Below are 16,322 nucleotides of genomic sequence, written 5' to 3'. Positions count from 1 at the left end.
CCTTTTGTTCGACAGGATTTACCTAACGGAGAATGAATGAAGGACCCGGATCTGCTGCAACGCAAAAACGATCACCTCGATATCGTCCTTAACCCCAATCGCGCTGTGAAACAGACCACAACCGGGTTTGAACGCTGGCGGTTCGAGCATTGTGCCCTGCCGGAGCTGAATCTGGATGCCATCGATCTCAGTACGTCGCTGTGCGGACGCGCGATGCAGGCACCGATATTGATTAGCTCAATGACCGGCGGCGCAAACCGGGCGCGTGACATTAACCGTCATCTGGCTGAGGCGGCGCAAATGCTCGGCCTGGCGATGGGCGTCGGCTCGCAGCGTGTAGCCATTGAAGGCGATATGAACTGGGGGCTGGACAGCGAGCTGCGAAAAATAGCGCCCGATATTCCGCTACTGGCCAACCTCGGCGCAGCTCAGCTGCTGGGCCCGCATGGCATAAGCTATGCGCGGCAAGCCGTTGCCATGATCGATGCAGATGCGCTGATTGTGCATCTGAATCCTCTGCAGGAAGCGTTGCAAAACGGTGGCGATCGCGACTGGCGCGGCGTGCTGACGGCGATTGAGCAGGCGGTTACGACGTTGCCGGTGCCGGTGATTATCAAAGAGGTCGGTGCCGGATTATCCGTGGCGGTAGCCGAACGGCTGGCGGCAGTGGGCGTCACCATGCTTGACGTCGCGGGCGCGGGTGGCACCAGCTGGGCGGCCGTTGAGGGCGAACGAGCCGACAGCGCGCGCCGTCGCGCCGTGGCTATGGCTTTTACCGGCTGGGGCATTCCTACCGCAGACGCACTGTGCGCCATTCGTGCCCGCCTGCCTGAGATGCCACTGATCGCTTCCGGCGGCATCGCCAACGGCATTGATGCGGCAAAAGCGATCCGGCTGGGCGCCAATCTGGTGGGGCAGGCCGCAGCGGTACTCGGCAGCGCTACCACCTCCACCGACGCGGTAACCGAGCATTTTCAAGTGGTTATCGATCAGCTGCGCGTGGCCTGCTTCTGTACCGGCAGCGAGAACCTCGCCGCGCTAAAACAGGCGTCGCTGGTGCCGGTCGGATGAGCCATTATGCTGTTATCGCACCACCGCTTTACAGCCATTATCAGGCGATGCAGGCACTGGCGCAGTCGCTGATTGCCCGCGGTCATCGCATTACCTTTGTTCATCAACAGGATGCGCGCCGCCTGCTCAGCGATGCGGCCATCGGCTTTATGCCGGTTGGTCACCTTAGCCATCCGCCTGGCAGCCTGGATAAAACCCTGCGCCTTGCGGCCAACCCTTCGGGCCTGTCAATTTTCCGCCTGATCAGCGACATGTCTCGCACCACCGACATGCTGTGTCGCGATTTGCCCGCTGCTTTGCGCACGCTGGCGGTAGAGGGGCTGATTGTGGATCAGATGGAAGCCGCGGGCGGTCTGGTCGCTGAGGCGCTGGGCCTGCCTTTCGTTTCGGTGGCCTGTGCGCTGCCGGTCAATCGCGAGCCGGGCATGCCACTGCCGGTGATGCCTTTTGCCTGGGGCACCAATCCACGGGCGATGAAGCTGTTTGAATCAAGCAGCCGCGTATATGACTGGATGATGCGCCGTCACGGCAAGGTTATCGCGCAGCATGCGCAGGCCTTCAACTTACCGCCGCGCCATGCGCTGCATGAGTGTCTGTCACCGCTGGCGCAGATCAGCCAGACGCCGCCTGAACTCGATTTTCCCCGGCAGGCTTTACCGGATCATTTTCATGCTGTTGGCCCGCTGCGCGCAGAAAAAAGCGGCCAGCCTCTGGCGTTGCCGTGGCCGATCGACAACCAGCGCCCCTTTGTTTTTGCCTCGCTGGGCACCTTGCAGGGTCATCGTTTTCGCCTCTTCTCTACCATCGCGCGCGCCTGCCGTTCGCTGGACGTGCAGCTACTGATTGCCCATTGTGGCGGCCTTGATGCGGCGCAAAGTGAACAACTAAAAAACAGCGGTGCCACTTTCGTGACCGATTTTGCCGATCAGCGCAGCGTATTGCAGCAGGCGCAGGCGGTAATCACGCACGGCGGATTGAATACCGTGGTCGATGCCATTGCCAGCGCTACGCCAATTTTGGCCATTCCCATCGCATTCGATCAGCCGGGCGTTGCCGCGCGCGTTGCCTGGCACGGATTGGGCCGTCGCGTCTCGCGCTTCGCCAGCGCCGATAAGCTGGCGGGCCACCTGCAAAGCCTGCTCAGCGATGCCGCATTTGCACAGCGGCTGTCTGCCCTGCAACCGGCGCTGCAGCAGGCTGGCGGCGCACAGCGAGCAGCGATGATTGTTGAACAGGCATTGGGCCAGCATCCACAGCGGGCAGCATCATGAATAAGATATGGGATGTGATTCTGGTTGGCGGCGGCCTGGCCAACGGCCTGATTGCCTGGCGGCTTAAACAGTGCCAGCCGCAGCTCGACGTGCTATTGCTGGAAGCGGGCTCAGCACCGGGCGGCAACCATACCTGGAGCTTTCATCATCAGGATCTCAGCGAGGCTCAGCATGCCTGGCTTGCGCCTTTTGTTGCACACCGCTGGGATGGCTATGAGGTGCGCTTTCCGGTGCTGAATCGTACGCTGCCCGGCGGCTATCTGAGTATTACCTCCGAGCGCTTTGCCGAGGTCATCAGCGCGGCGCTGGGCGATCGGTTGCGTACCCACAGCGAGGCGATGGCCGTCGCACCCGATTGTGTTCAGCTGCGCAGTGGCGACACGTTACATGCACGTGCGGTGATTGATGGCCGTGGCTATCAGCCCGGGCCGCACCTCGCCGTTGGCTCCCAGGCCTTTGTCGGCCAGGAATGGCAGCTGGCGCAGCCGCACGGTCTGGTGCGTCCAATATTGATGGATGCCACGGTAGATCAGCAGGAGGGTTATCGCTTCGTCTATACCCTGCCGCTGTCGCCAGACAGCCTGCTGATTGAAGATACACACTATATTGACCGCTCCGCGCTGGATGCAGATCGCTCACGACAGAACATCGCCGATTATGCGCTGAGCCAGGGTTGGCAGCTGCGCACCCTGCAGCGTGAAGAACAGGGCAGCCTGCCGATCACCCTGGCGGGTCAGCATGACGCCTTCTGGCAGCAGGCGCAGGGCCAGCCACGCAGCGGTTTGCGTGCCGGACTGTTCCACGCTACCACTGGCTATTCTCTGCCGCTGGCCGCCACGCTGGCCGATACCATTGCCGCACAGTCCGCGGTCGATCACGCCGCGCTGTTTACTCTTATCCGCGGCGTTGCTGGCGATCAATGGCGCCGTCAACGCTTCTTCCGCATGCTTAACCGCATGCTGTTTCTGGCCGGACGGCCCGAGCAGCGTTGGCAGGTGATGCAACGATTTTATGGACTCAACGATCGGCTGATTGCCCGTTTTTACGCGGGTCAGCTAACGTTAACCGATATGGCACGGATTCTGACCGGTAAGCCACCGGTTCCGGTGCGCGAAGCGTTACGCGCCGTGCTTAAGCAAACTCCCCGGCTGCGAGCCTTTTAATGAAAAAAAATATTGTAATTGGTGCCGGTTTCGGTGGCCTCGCCCTGGCTATTCGCCTGCAGGCCGCCGGTATTCCCACGCTGCTGCTTGAGCAGCGCGATAAGCCCGGCGGACGTGCTTACGTCTATGAAGATCAGGGCTTTATTTTTGATGCTGGCCCAACGGTGATTACCGATCCCAGCGCCATCGAGGAGCTGTTTACCCTGGCAGGCAAAAATCTCGCCGACTACGTTGAGCTGATGCCGGTAAAACCGTTTTATCGCCTGTGCTGGGAAGATGGCAAGGTGCTGAATTATGACAACGACCAGCCGCGCCTTGAGGAACAGATTCATCAGTTTAATCCGCGCGACGTCGAAGGCTATCAGCAGTTTCTCGCCTATTCTCAGGCGGTGTTCCGCGAAGGCTACCTGAAGCTTGGCACGGTGCCGTTCCTCTCTTTCCGCGACATGATGCGCGCCGGGCCACAGCTGGCACGCTTGCAGGCGTGGCGCAGCGTCTACAGCATGGTGTCGAAATTTATCGAAGATGAGCACCTGCGCCAGGCGTTTTCGTTTCATTCGTTGCTGGTGGGCGGCAACCCTTTTGCGACCTCTTCAATCTATACGCTGATCCATGCGCTGGAGCGTGAATGGGGCGTCTGGTTCCCACGCGGCGGCACCGGTGCGCTGGTGCAGGGCATGGTTAAACTGTTTGAGGATCTGGGCGGCGAGCTGATCCTCAATGCGAAAGTAGAGCGGCTGGAAACCGAAGGTGAAAAGATCAGCGCGGTCACGCTGGCGGACGGACGCCATTTCCCCGCTTCGGCGGTGGCGTCCAATGCGGACGTGGTGCACACCTATGAAAAGTTACTCGGCCATCATCCGGTGGGCGTCAGCCGTGCCACCAGCCTGAAGAAGAAACGCATGAGCAACTCGTTGTTTGTGCTCTATTTTGGCCTGAATCACCACCATTCGCAGCTGGCACACCATACGGTGTGCTTTGGTGCACGCTATCAGGCGCTGATTCATGAAATCTTCAACAGCGACGCGTTAGCCGACGATTTCTCGCTTTATCTGCATGCGCCCTGCGTTACCGACCCGTCGCTGGCACCTGAAGGCTGCGCCAGCTATTACGTGCTGGCACCGGTGCCGCATCTGGGCACCGCCGATCTCGACTGGGACGTTGAAGGTCCACGCCTGCGCGATCGCATTTTTGAATACCTTGAAGAGCGCTATATGCCCGGCCTGCGCGATCAGCTGGTGACGCATCGCATATTTACGCCGTTTGATTTCCGCGATGAGCTGGGTGCGCATCTGGGTTCCGCGTTCTCTGTGGAGCCGATCCTGACGCAGAGCGCCTGGTTCCGCCCGCATAACCGTGACAGCCGCATTCCCAATCTCTATCTGGTGGGTGCTGGCACTCATCCCGGCGCCGGTATTCCTGGCGTGATCGGCTCGGCGAAAGCCACCGCAGGCCTGATGGTAGAGGATCAAAAATGAATCAGCCGCTGCTGAATCACGCGACACAAACCATGGCGGCGGGCTCAAAAAGTTTTGCCACCGCCTCGAAGCTGTTTGATGCCAGCACGCGGCGCAGCGCTCTGATGCTTTACGCCTGGTGCCGTCACTGTGATGACGTCATTGACGGTCAGGAATTAGGTTTTGCCGCGCCGGTGGTAAGCATCAGCGACGCTGAACAGCGGCTGGCCAAACTGCAAAGCCAGACTCGTCAGGCTTACGCGGGCGCGCCGATGGATGAACCGGCATTCGCCGCGTTTCAGGAGGTGGTGCTGGCGCATGACATTCCGCAACAGCAGGCGTTTGATCACCTTGAAGGCTACGCCATGGACGTGCGCGATGAGGCCTATCTCAATTTCGACGACACACTGCGCTATTGCTATCACGTCGCAGGCGTAGTTGGTCTCATGATGGCGCGGGTGATGGGCGTACGCGACGAGGCGGTGTTGGATCGGGCATGTGATTTGGGCCTGGCATTTCAGTTGACCAATATTGCCCGCGACATCGTTGAAGATGCCCAGGCTGGCCGCTGTTATTTACCGGCTGACTGGCTGGCCGAAGAGGGATTAACGCCCGCCACCCTGGCAGACGAGGCGAACCGTCCGGCACTGGCGCGGCTGGCAACGCGATTGATTAACGCCGCAGAGCCCTATTACGATTCGGCGCGTGCCGGATTACCTGGCCTGCCGCTGCGTTGCGCCTGGGCCATCGCCACCGCGCGCGGGGTTTATCGTGAAATTGGTATCAAAGTGCAGCGCGCAGGCAGCGATGCCTGGCAACGGCGGCAGGGCACCAGCAAAATGGAGAAGCTGGGCCTGCTGATCAGCGGTGCGGGGATGGCGGTGACTTCTCGCGTGCGATCGCCGACGCCGCGTCCTGCTGGCCTCTGGCAGCGCCCGCGCTAGCACCGGCTCGTGCGCGCCGACGTCCATGGCGCTGGCGCAGCGTCGCCTGCAGTTTCTCAACCGGCGGCGCATAGAGAAAACCAAACGACACACAATCTTCCTTGCCACGCACCGCATGATGTAAGCGGTGCGCCATATACAGACGCTTAAGGTAGCCACGGCGCGGCACGTAGCGAAACGGCCAGCGCTGATGCACCAGTCCGTCGTGGACGATAAAATAAAGCAGGCCGTACAGCGTCATGCCAGCACCAATCCACTGCAGCGGCCAGTAGCCTGCCGTTCCGGCGGCGATCAGCGCAATGGCCAGCCCGGCAAACAGCACCGCATACATATCGTTGAGTTCAAACCAGCCGGTGCGCGGTTCATGGTGCGAGTGGTGCCAGTTCCAGCCCCAGCCGTGCATGATGTACCTGTGTGAAAAGGCTGCTATCAGTTCCATAGCAGCAACGGTTGAAAGGACGATCAAGGTGTTCCACAGCACAAGCATAGTTAATCCCGGATTCTAATAGGGTAAGGTCAGACCGAGCCAATGAGAAACGTTAACATCGCCAGACTGCCGGGCAAAGTATAAACGCTATTTATTGCACTGTATAAAGATGGCGAATAATTCGGCACGGATTGCGGCACGCTTTCCACGCCCCAAAAGAAAAACCCGCACGAGGCGGGTTTGATCGGGGTTGAATGAACTCAGCTGCGACGCGCGTGGGCGAAGCGCAGAATCAACATACCGAAAATTGCCGCGGCGATTGATCCCGCCAGCACACCAATTTTCACCTCATCCACCAGCAGTGGCGCATGCGCAAATGCCAGGTTGCCGATAAACAGGCTCATGGTAAACCCAATACCGCACAGCACGGCCACGCCGTAGAGCTGCAGCCAGCTGCTGTTGTCCGGCTTTTTCGCCAGGCCGGTGACAATAGCCAGTAATGACAGACCAAACACACCGATCTGCTTGCCAAAAAACAGTCCCAGCGCCACGCCAATAGGCACCGGTGCGGTTAAATCGTCCAGCGTCATGCCGCCCAGCGCCACGCCCGCGTTGGCAAAACCAAACAGCGGCAGCACGATAAAGGTGACCCACGGCCCCAGCGCATGCTCCAGTTTTTCCAGCGGCGAGGTTTCATCTTCACCACCTTTTAACGGGATAAACAGCGCCAGCAGAATGCCTGCGATGGTAGCGTGCACGCCCGACTGCAGCATAAAGAACCACAGCACCACGCCAACCACCAGATAAGGCAGCAGGCGCTTCACGCCCATGCGGTTCATGATCGCCAGCAGCACAACCATCGCAGCGGCACCGGCCAGCATGGTCAGAGCGATATCACTGGTATAAAACAGCGCGATAATAATCACCGCACCCATGTCATCCAGGATGGCCAGCGCGGAGAGAAAGATTTTCAGCGACAGCGGAACGCGATCGCCCAGCAGCGCCAGCACGCCCAGCGCAAAAGCAATATCGGTAGCGGTGGGAATCGCCCAGCCTGAGAGCGTTTCCGGATTGCCGCTGTTAAACGCATAAAAGAACAGCGCCGGTACCGCCATGCCGCCTGCCGCCGCAAAGCCGGGCAGCGCACGCTGGCTCCAGCTCGCCAGCTGGCCCATAAGCAGTTCACGTTTGATATCCAGCCCGACCAGCAGGAAGAATATCGCCATCAGCGCGTCGTTGATCCAGTGCTCAACGGAAAGCCCTGCGGTTTTCCACACCAGCAACGCCTTATAGCTTTCGCCCCAGGCAGAGTTGGCAATGATAATCGCCGCGGCGGAGGCGAGGATCAACACAATGCCGCCGGCCATGGGTGAGGTAAAGAAAGCCGCAAAGGCGCGGGTAATCACAATTGGTGCTTTTTTAATGCTGTTTCCAGCCATATCGCCTCCCTGAGGGCTGTTCGGTTCACATCAGTGATGGACGTAGGTGCTTTACGACGTCTGCCGCAGCTGCAACTTTAACTGTCAACAGGCGGGCATACCAGTAGTGGGACAGCGGGCGTCATAACGCAGGGCGACGCAGCAACAGAAAAGCTTAATGTTGATGCTTATAACGACGACAGCGCTCCGAGCAGTAGCGCACCTCGTCCCAGCATCGTTCCCATTTCTTGCGCCAGGTGAACGGCAGCCCACACACAACGCAGGTTTTCACCGGAAGCTCGCTCTTTTTCACCCGTTTCTCCGTAATGGATCGTTTTAACGGCGCCGCGATAAGCCAGCCGTTATGCCACCTTTAGCCTGGCACAACCTCACAGCGCCTGCGCACAGGCCCATGCCGAGCTCCATGCCCACTGGAAGTTATAGCCGCCGAGCCAGCCGGTGACATCCACCACTTCGCCAATAAAATAGAGCCCCGGCACCTGCCGCGCCTCCATGGTTTTAGAAGAGAGCTGCGTGGTGTCGACGCCGCCGAGCGTCACTTCAGCGGTACGATAGCCTTCCGTGCCGTTAGGCTGTACGCGCCAGTTATGGAGAGTATGTACTAACTCACTCTGCTGTTTAGCATTCAGCTGCTTTAGTGTTACATCGGGCACGATCGCCAGGGTTTGCAGCACTTCCACCAGCCGTTTCGGCAACACCTTCGCCAGGCTATTTTTCAGGCTGAGATTGGGATGCGCCTCGCGCTGGACGGTGAGAAACGCGCCCAGTTCGGTGGTCGGTGATAAATTGATGGCCAGCTGCTCGCCGGGCAGCCAGTAACTGGAAATCTGCAGAATCGCTGGACCGGAAAGGCCGCGATGGGTAAACAGCAGCGCTTCTTTAAACAGCGTGCCATCTTCGGCCTCCACGGTAGCAGGCAGCGCCACGCCAGAGAGATTTTGTAGCTGATCGAGCAGCGGCTTATGCAGCGTAAACGGCACCAGCCCGGCGCGCGTTGGGAACACAGAAAGGCCAAACTGCTCGGCAATTTTATAGCCCAGCGGCGACGCGCCAAGGCCCGGCATTGATAAGCCACCGCTCGCCACCACAAGTTTGCGAGCACTAACTTCTGTACCATTGAGGCTCACTCTGTAGCCCTGATCATCGCGCGTAATGGCACCCACCTCGGTGCGCAGGCGCAGCGTTACCCGGCCCCGCTCACACTCCTTAACCAGCAGATCCACCATCTGCTGTGCAGAATCGTCGCAAAACAGCTGACCCAGGGTTTTCTCGTGGTAGGCGATGCCGTGTTTTGCGACCAGCTCGATAAAATCCCATTGGGTATAGCGTGCCAGCGCCGACTTACAGAAATGCGGATTGTGCGAGAGATAGGCCGCGGGCTCGATATACATGTTGGTAAAATTGCAGCGGCCGCCGCCGGACATCAGAATTTTACGCCCTGGTTTTTTACCGTTATCCACCAGCAGCACGTTCAGGCCACGCTGCCCCGCCTGGGCGGCGCAAAACAACCCAGCGGCGCCTGCGCCAATGATAATAACGTCAAACTGTTCCACGATGGCTCCCGGCCCGTTTTTTACGAAAGGCGCTGATTGTAGAGAGATGGCACATGATGTGCCAGCGTCATCAGAATCGCATAAATGTGTCATAATGTAACAGGCTAATAGTATTCACTTTTTTAATGAACAGCTGGCCTTTGTTGCACGGCGATGTCAAAAAAAGTCTATATTTTCCTTTCCCATCACGCGCTTTGTCGCTGATAATGCGCCGCGTTCATGTCCTCCAAAATGGCGTAACATTTATGCTACATCTGTTTGCTGGTCTCGATTACACTACCGGCCTGTTACTGGTTCTTGCTCTGCTGTTTGTATTGTTTTATGAGGCAATCAACGGCTTCCATGATACCGCTAACGCGGTGGCGACTGTGATCTATACGCGAGCAATGCGTGCGCAGCTGGCCGTCGTCATGGCGGGTGTCTTCAATTTCTTTGGCGTGCTGTTGGGTGGCTTGAGCGTGGCGTATGCCATTGTGCATATGTTGCCCACCGATTTGCTATTGAATGTCGGTTCTGCGCATGGCCTGGCGATGGTGTTCTCCATGCTGTTGGCCGCTATCATCTGGAACCTGGGTACCTGGTATCTCGGTTTGCCTGCATCAAGTTCGCATACGTTAATCGGCGCCATTATCGGCATCGGCCTGACGAATGCATTGATGACCGGCTCTTCCGTGGTAGATGCGCTGAATATCCCTAAAGTTATCAATATCTTTGCTTCGCTGATTCTCTCGCCGATTGTTGGCCTGATCATCGCTGGCGGCCTGATTTTTCTGCTGCGCCGCTACTGGAGCAATACCAAAAAACGTTCGCGTATCCATATGACGCCAGCTGACCGTGAAAAGATCGATGGCAAGAAAAAGCCGCCGTTCTGGACCCGTATCGCGCTGATCGTTTCGGCCATTGGCGTCAGCTATTCGCATGGCGCTAACGATGGTCAGAAAGGCATTGGCCTGATTATGCTGGTGTTAATTGGCGTTGCGCCTGCGGGCTTCGTGGTTAACATGAACGCTTCTGGCTATGACATCACGCGTACCCGCGATGCGGTTAACCACCTGCAGCAATATTATCAGCAGCACGATCAGGCACTGACGCACATCATTGCGATGGCGCCACCTGCGGTACCGACGCCGGAAGAGATTCCGTCTGGTCCACAGGAGTTTCATTGCGATAGCGCCCGCGCGCTGGTTGCGGTGCAACGTGCGCAAGGCCTGCTGACCAATCTGCAAAGCTACGATCAGCTGTCAGTTGATCAGCGCAGTCAGATGCGTCGTTTGCTGCTGTGCATCTCCGATACGGCGGACAAAGCCGCTAAGCTGCCGGAAACCAGCCCGGACGATCGCCGCTTCCTCAATAAGCTGAAAAGCGATTTGTTGAGCAGCATCGAATATGCGCCGATCTGGATTATCGTGGCGGTTGCGCTGGCGTTAGGCACAGGCACCATGATTGGCTGGCGTCGTGTGGCGACCACCATCGGTGAAAAAATCGGTAAGAAAGGCATGACCTATGCGCAGGGCATGTCGGCTCAGGTCACTGCCGCGCTGTCGATTGGCGTCGCCAGTTACACCGGTATGCCAGTTTCAACCACGCACATTCTCTCCTCTTCGGTGGCGGGAACCATGCTGGTTGATGGCGGTGGCTTGCAGAGCCGTACCATTAAGAATATCGCGATGGCATGGATCTTTACCCTGCCGGTTTGTATCGTGCTGTCCGGTTCACTTTACTGGATTGCGCTCAAGCTGATTTAATCGCGCCGGGCGTTTCCCTCACTCATCGGGTGAGGGAAACCCTGCTTCTCCCCCGCTTCGCCCTGCTCTGCCGCTTTCCTCACGCTCACCTAATGCCAGATCGCCAGACCAATCAGGCTGACAAATACCAGGCCGCATAGCGCGCTGGTCAGCAAGAACTGCCGACGCACCCGCTCACAGCGACGAATAAACTCTTCATCATGATGATCGCGGTAACGCTGCGCCCAGATATAGCGCACCAGCCGTACCTGCTTACTCGGCTGCCCATGAGAGGTGAAAAATCCGGCGCCATCAACATATTGATACAGCAAAGGATCGCACCCGCGCAGCACGAATAAGAGCGCGCGCAGAGAGGAGAAATAACGTGCCATGTTAATTAAGCAAATTACACATAAAGCCCAGAAAAGCGCGATGGTGCTGATCATCTGTTTCCTCCCAACTCGACTCGCGGGAACGCAAAAGGCGACTGACGCCTTTCCTGTCAGAACAATAAAGTGAATGCTGAGAAAGCAGCTATCCGAGCCGGTAAATCGATCCTGTTACTAGTTTAGGAGATTAAAAGAAAAACTTTCCAGCAATGATTCTGACTGGCCGCAAAAAGTTAGCGAATAGCGGACGATCGATATCGCATTCAGCGCTGCTTCGCTCAGCATCCGTTAACATTTGGCGCTATACTGGAGGTCATAATTAAGGCGCAGGTGAAGGGCGCCGCTGCGCACCAGGCCGATCCCGGCGGCTCAACCTGCTGGTTCGTCATGGAAAACAGATGATGGTGATGGAGCAAACTTACCTGCTAACCTAATCGCGCCTCTAACGGAAGGAGTTGTATCATGGCTTATAAACATATCCTGATTGCGGTCGATCTTTCCCCGGAAAGTAAGCTGCTGGTCGATAAAGCGGTCTCACTGGCACGCCCTTACGATGCCAAAGTGTCACTGATTCATGTGGATGTGAACTATTCCGACCTCTATACCGGGCTGATTGACGTCAACCTCGGTGACATGCAAAAGCGCATCTCTGAAGAGACGCACAACGCGCTAACCGAACTGTCGCAGAGCGCCGGATATCCACTCAGCGAAACGCTGAGCGGCAGCGGTGATCTCGGCCAGGTGCTGGTTGAAGCGATCAAAAAGTACGATATCGATTTGGTGGTCTGCGGCCATCATCAGGATTTCTGGAGCAAGCTGATGTCCTCAGCACGCCAGCTGATCAACACCGTCCATATCGACATGCTGATTGTGCCGCTGAGCGATGAAGACGACGACAACGAGTAAGGCTCGCCGTTTCCGCCAGCAAAAAGGCGCTCAGTGAGCGCCTTTTTTTATGGGTTTTCCACCAGTGGCGGATAGATATCAAAACGGTGGCTTTTGGTCTCCACCGCTGACTGCGTGGCGATGCCCGCCAGGGGCGGCGCATAGTCAGGCCGCTTCACCACGATGCGTTTTTTCGCCAGCCGACGTGCGGGTTCCAGCAGACCATCGGCGTCATCATCAGCGCCAACCAGCGTCTGAAAAACGCGCATCTCTTTCTTCACCATCGCGCTTTTCTGCCGGTGTGGATACATTGGATCGAGATAGACTACGTCTGGTTTAGGCTGCAACGTTGCCAGCGCCGCCAGGCTTGAAGCGTGCAGCAGCGTCAGCCGATCGCGCAGCCAGCCACCAATCTCAGCATCGCGATACCCGCGCGACAGCCCGTCGTCCAGCAAAGCGGCCACCACCGGATGCCGCTCCAGCATGCGCACCCGGCAACCCAGCGCCGCCAGCACAAAGGCGTCGCGGCCCAGGCCCGCAGTGGCGTCAACTACGTCGGGCAAATAGTTACCTTTGATGCCGACCGCTTTTGCGACCGCTTCGCCACGTCCGCCGCCAAAGCGCCGCCGGTGCGCCATCGCGCCAGAAACAAAGTCGACATAGATGCCGCCAAGCTTTGGCTCATCGCGTTTGCGCAGTTCCAGCCGCTCAGGCGTCATCACCAGCGCCATCATGGCATTCTCATCGTGCTCCAGCTGCCAGCGGCTCGCTAAAACAGATAAGGCGCCGTCTCCGGCGCCCGATTCATCTATCAAACAGATTTTCACCCGAAGCGTTATCCTTCGATACCGTAATGATCCAGCATCGCATCAAGCTGCGGCTCGCGACCACGGAAGCGTTTGAACAGCTCCATTGGCTCTTCGGAACCGCCGCGCGTCAGGATGTTATCGAGGAACGACTGACCAGTTTCGCGGTTGAAAATGCCCTCTTCGCGGAAGCGGGAGTAAGCATCTGCCGCCAGCACGTCGGCCCAGAGATAACTGTAGTAACCCGCCGCGTAACCACCGGCAAAGATGTGGCTGAACGCGTGTGGGAAACGGCCCCATTCCGGGCTCGGTACCACGGCCACCAGCTTCTTGATCGCTTTCAGCATCTCCAGAATCTGCGCGCCTTTTGCCGGATCGAACTCGGCATGCAGGCGGAAATCAAACAGGCCGAACTCCAGCTGACGCAGGATAAACAGCGCCGCCTGGTAGTTTTTCGCCGCCAGCATTTTGTCGAGCAGCGCCTGTGGCAACGGCTCGCCGGTTTCGTAATGACCGGAGATAAAGGCCAGCGCTTCTGGCTCCCAGCACCAGTTCTCCATGAACTGGCTTGGCAGCTCAACCGCATCCCACGGCACACCGCTGATGCCAGAGACGCCCGGCGTGTCGATGCCGGTCAGCATATGATGCAGGCCATGACCAAACTCATGGAACAGCGTGGTGACTTCATCGTGGGTGAACAGCGCCGGTTTGCCGTTCAGCGGACGATTGAAGTTACAGGTTAAGTAGGCGACCGGCTTTTGCAGCGAGCCGTCAGCCAGGCGCATCATGCCAACGCAGTCATCCATCCACGCGCCACCGCGTTTGTTTTCACGGGCGTAGAGATCGAGATAGAAGCTGCCGCGCAGCTCGCCGCTCTCATCAAACAGGTCGAAGAAACGCACGTCAGGATGATAAACATCGACATCTTTGCGCTCTTTCGCGGTGATGCCATAAATGCGTTTCACCACTTCAAACAGGCCGTTTACCGCGCGCTCTTCCGGGAAGTAAGGTCGCAGCTGCTCATCACTGATGGTGTAGAGATGCTGTTTCTGTTTTTCGCCGTAATAGGTCAGATCCCACGGCTGCAGCTCACTGATGCCGTGCTCTTTTTGCGCAAAGGCCTGTAGCTGAGCCAGCTCTTTCTCCGCCTGTGGACGGGCACGCTTTGCCAGGTCGGTCAGAAAATCGGTCACCTGCGCCGGATTTTCCGCCATTTTGGTCGCCAGCGATTTGTCGGCGTAGGAGTCGAAGCCCAGCAGCTGTGCCAGCTCATGACGCAGCGCCAGCTCTTCCGCCATTACTTCACTGTTATCCCACTTACCGGCATTGGGTCCTTGATCCGAGGCGCGCGTCGCATAGGCGCGGTACATCTCTTCACGCAGCGCCTGGTTGTCGCAGTAGGTCATCACCGGCAGATAGCTGGGAATATCCAGCGTCAGCAGCCAGCCCTGTTGTTCTTTCGCTTCGGCCTGCGCCTTCGCCGCATCCAGCGCGCTTTCTGGCATGCCGGAGAGTTCACTAACGTCGGTGATCAGCTTGCTCCAGCCCATGGTCGCATCCAGCACATTATTGCTGTAAGTCGAACCCAGTTCAGACAGGCGCGCGGCGATTTCGCCATAGCGTTTTTGTTTCTCTTTCGACAGGCCGATGCCCGAAAGCTCAAAATCGCGCAGGGCATTATCCACCGCTTTTTTCTGCGCCAGGCTCAGCGTCGCGTAATGCTCGCCCTCTTTCAGATTGCGATACGCCTGATACAGCCCTTCGTGCTGGCCCACCCAGGTGCCATATTCTGACAGCAGCGGCAGCGTTTGTTCGTAGACTTCACGCAGCTCCGGGCTGTTTTTTACCGAATTAAGGTGGCTTACCGGTGAGAAAATACGTCCCAGGCGATCGTCGACTTCAGCCAGCGGCTGAACCAGATTATCCCAGGTATAAGGAGCGCCCTGCGCCACCACTTTTTCAACCATCTGGCGACACTCATCCAGCGCAGCGGTGACCGCAGGCACAACGTGTTCAGGCTTGATGTCAGAAAAAGGGGGAAGCGTAAATGATTGGAGTAACGGATTGGTCATAGCGCAGTCCTTGTTAAGAGTGAATGAGCACGTGCAACACGCGCAATCTCTTTAACATGCGGCTAACCAAGGCGAAAATCAATGGCTGACGGGCGAACAACCCTGCTCACTGGTTACTTAATCGACAGGATATAATGAATAAGCTCATAAGGCGCGATCCACGCCGGTAACGGCTCGCGATCGGCGATATCTTTTGCCAGCGCCCAACCTTCAACGCCGCCGCCTTTGCCTGTCAGCGACATCGCCTCATACATTAACGCGGGCAACTGTGCATTGAAGGTGACATTATCATCGCTAAAATCATTAATGATTTTATCATCCCGCGTTTTAACTATTACCTGAACCGCCACCTTTTGTTCAGGCTGCAACCGGTTATTCACTGAATAACGAGTGAACCAGCGGATGCCGTGAGTGTTGCTGATCGGCTGCTGACCCACAGTTTGTTTATCCAGCTGCTGATAAGCCGCTGTTATTTTCTCAGGAAGCATCTGGCTAACCCGTTTTTCCAGCGCCTGAAAGCGCGTTGCCGTTTCATGACTGCTCAACGCCGATGTCATCTGTAAACCTGACAAAATACCCTGACCCAATTGATCCCTGTCGAGAGTAATCCCCGCATCATAAATAAGCTTGAGTTGCCCCTGAGCGTTGGCCGCGATCGATTGTCCCAGGCTGTAGCTGTCACGCTGAATATCACTCTGCGGATCGGCAACTTTGCGCTTTGCGGAAGGGGTACTGCGCTTCAGGCTGGCAATCATTGCCTGTTGCTGCTTAATCACCTGCTGTTGCGTTGCAATCTGTTTTTTTAGCGCTGCCAGTTCGCCTGCAACCGCTTTATTGTTGGCGGCGGGCGGATTGGTGACGCGAGCCGGCTGATTAATTAAGGGTTGCTGAGAAGAAAGTTGCCGGGAACTCTGACCAAACACCTCTAATAACGCCTGATCATCAGATTGTGCCTGCACGAAACCAGGCAGCATGATGCCAATAAAGCGATATCCGCGAGCAAGAGCAGATAGCGACATTATTTTTCATCCTGGTATAAAACCGATAAGCAAGCGGCGAAATAAGCCAGCCGGAAAGAAATAAAAATAAGCCTGTCATCAGGAACAGGCTTATTTTAACGC

General features: G+C 57.3%; 15 protein-coding genes. 7 read left to right on the top strand and 8 right to left on the bottom strand.

Annotated elements, in window-relative coordinates:
• The first annotated feature begins 36 nt into the window (after positions 1 to 36).
• Genes fni through crtB form a run of 5 tightly spaced genes read left to right on the top strand, consistent with a single transcriptional unit; the run spans position 37 to position 5,906 of the window.
• Positions 37 to 1,071, top strand: coding sequence for a type 2 isopentenyl-diphosphate Delta-isomerase (fni, locus tag EM595_RS01090; RefSeq protein ID WP_067426993.1), 1,035 nt, complete (start codon positions 37 to 39; stop codon positions 1,069 to 1,071).
• Positions 1,068 to 2,342 carry a glycosyltransferase gene (locus tag EM595_RS01085; RefSeq protein ID WP_067426990.1) on the top strand — a complete coding sequence of 425 codons (1,275 nt, stop codon included), beginning with the start codon at positions 1,068 to 1,070 and terminating at the stop codon, positions 2,340 to 2,342. The genes fni and EM595_RS01085 overlap by 4 nt, the downstream gene beginning before the upstream one ends.
• Positions 2,339 to 3,505: a lycopene beta-cyclase CrtY gene (gene crtY / locus EM595_RS01080; protein ID WP_067426987.1), complete on the top strand. Its 1,167-nt coding sequence runs from the start codon at positions 2,339 to 2,341 to the stop codon at positions 3,503 to 3,505. The genes EM595_RS01085 and crtY overlap by 4 nt, the downstream gene beginning before the upstream one ends.
• Positions 3,505 to 4,983: a phytoene desaturase gene (locus EM595_RS01075; protein ID WP_067426984.1), complete on the top strand. Its 1,479-nt coding sequence runs from the start codon at positions 3,505 to 3,507 to the stop codon at positions 4,981 to 4,983. The genes crtY and EM595_RS01075 overlap by 1 nt, the downstream gene beginning before the upstream one ends.
• Positions 4,980 to 5,906 (top strand): 15-cis-phytoene synthase CrtB, encoded by a 927-nt coding sequence (crtB, locus tag EM595_RS01070; RefSeq protein ID WP_067426982.1) that lies wholly within the window; start codon positions 4,980 to 4,982, stop codon positions 5,904 to 5,906. The genes EM595_RS01075 and crtB overlap by 4 nt, the downstream gene beginning before the upstream one ends.
• On the opposite strand, the gene EM595_RS01065 is transcribed toward crtB, so the two are convergent.
• From EM595_RS01065 to EM595_RS01055, 4 genes are all read right to left on the bottom strand, one after another.
• Positions 5,824 to 6,393 (bottom strand): sterol desaturase family protein, encoded by a 570-nt coding sequence (locus tag EM595_RS01065; protein WP_067426980.1) that lies wholly within the window; start codon positions 6,391 to 6,393, stop codon positions 5,824 to 5,826. The two genes, crtB and EM595_RS01065, sit on opposite strands and share 83 nt — an antisense overlap.
• A 200-nt stretch (positions 6,394 to 6,593) precedes the next feature.
• A complete protein-coding gene (gene nhaA / locus EM595_RS01060; RefSeq protein WP_067426977.1) occupies positions 6,594 to 7,772 on the bottom strand; it encodes a Na+/H+ antiporter NhaA in 1,179 nt (392 codons plus the stop codon).
• Between the two features lie 154 nt (positions 7,773 to 7,926).
• Positions 7,927 to 8,064 carry a DUF2256 domain-containing protein gene (locus EM595_RS20500; protein WP_071852466.1) on the bottom strand — a complete coding sequence of 46 codons (138 nt, stop codon included), beginning with the start codon at positions 8,062 to 8,064 and terminating at the stop codon, positions 7,927 to 7,929.
• 76 nt (positions 8,065 to 8,140) lie between these two features.
• Complete coding sequence (locus EM595_RS01055) at positions 8,141 to 9,325, bottom strand: BaiN/RdsA family NAD(P)/FAD-dependent oxidoreductase (RefSeq protein ID WP_071852465.1); 1,185 nt, start codon at positions 9,323 to 9,325, stop codon at positions 8,141 to 8,143.
• Positions 9,326 to 9,570: 245 nt separating this feature from the next.
• Between EM595_RS01055 and pitA the strand changes: the two genes are divergently transcribed.
• Positions 9,571 to 11,070, top strand: a complete 1,500-nt coding sequence (gene pitA, locus EM595_RS01050) for an inorganic phosphate transporter PitA (protein ID WP_067426974.1) — start codon at positions 9,571 to 9,573, stop codon at positions 11,068 to 11,070.
• Between the two features lie 89 nt (positions 11,071 to 11,159).
• On the opposite strand, the gene uspB is transcribed toward pitA, so the two are convergent.
• On the bottom strand, positions 11,160 to 11,495 hold the full coding sequence (uspB, locus tag EM595_RS01045) for a universal stress protein UspB (RefSeq protein WP_067426971.1): 336 nt from the start codon (positions 11,493 to 11,495) through the stop codon (positions 11,160 to 11,162).
• A gap of 405 nt (positions 11,496 to 11,900) precedes the next feature.
• Here uspB and uspA point away from each other — a divergent pair, with 405 nt between their 5' ends.
• Positions 11,901 to 12,344, top strand: a complete 444-nt coding sequence (uspA, locus tag EM595_RS01040; RefSeq protein WP_067426968.1) for a universal stress protein UspA — start codon at positions 11,901 to 11,903, stop codon at positions 12,342 to 12,344.
• A gap of 47 nt (positions 12,345 to 12,391) precedes the next feature.
• Here the strand turns inward: uspA and rsmJ are convergent, their stop codons facing one another.
• The 3 genes from rsmJ to EM595_RS01025 form a co-directional block, all read right to left on the bottom strand.
• The gene (gene rsmJ, locus EM595_RS01035; protein ID WP_067426966.1) at positions 12,392 to 13,150 is read right to left on the bottom strand and encodes a 16S rRNA (guanine(1516)-N(2))-methyltransferase RsmJ; all 759 of its coding nucleotides are present in this window, start codon (positions 13,148 to 13,150) and stop codon (positions 12,392 to 12,394) included.
• An 8-nt stretch (positions 13,151 to 13,158) separates the two neighbouring features.
• The gene (gene prlC / locus EM595_RS01030; protein ID WP_067426963.1) at positions 13,159 to 15,201 is read right to left on the bottom strand and encodes an oligopeptidase A; all 2,043 of its coding nucleotides are present in this window, start codon (positions 15,199 to 15,201) and stop codon (positions 13,159 to 13,161) included.
• Positions 15,202 to 15,314: 113 nt separating this feature from the next.
• Positions 15,315 to 16,220, bottom strand: coding sequence for a hypothetical protein (locus EM595_RS01025; RefSeq protein ID WP_067426961.1), 906 nt, complete (start codon positions 16,218 to 16,220; stop codon positions 15,315 to 15,317).
• Positions 16,221 to 16,322: the final 102 nt, after the last annotated feature.

The organism is Duffyella gerundensis, from assembly GCF_001517405.1.
Taxonomy (GTDB): Bacteria; Pseudomonadota; Gammaproteobacteria; order Enterobacterales; family Enterobacteriaceae; genus Duffyella; species Duffyella gerundensis.
This window is presented reverse-complemented; position numbering and strand designations above follow the sequence as displayed.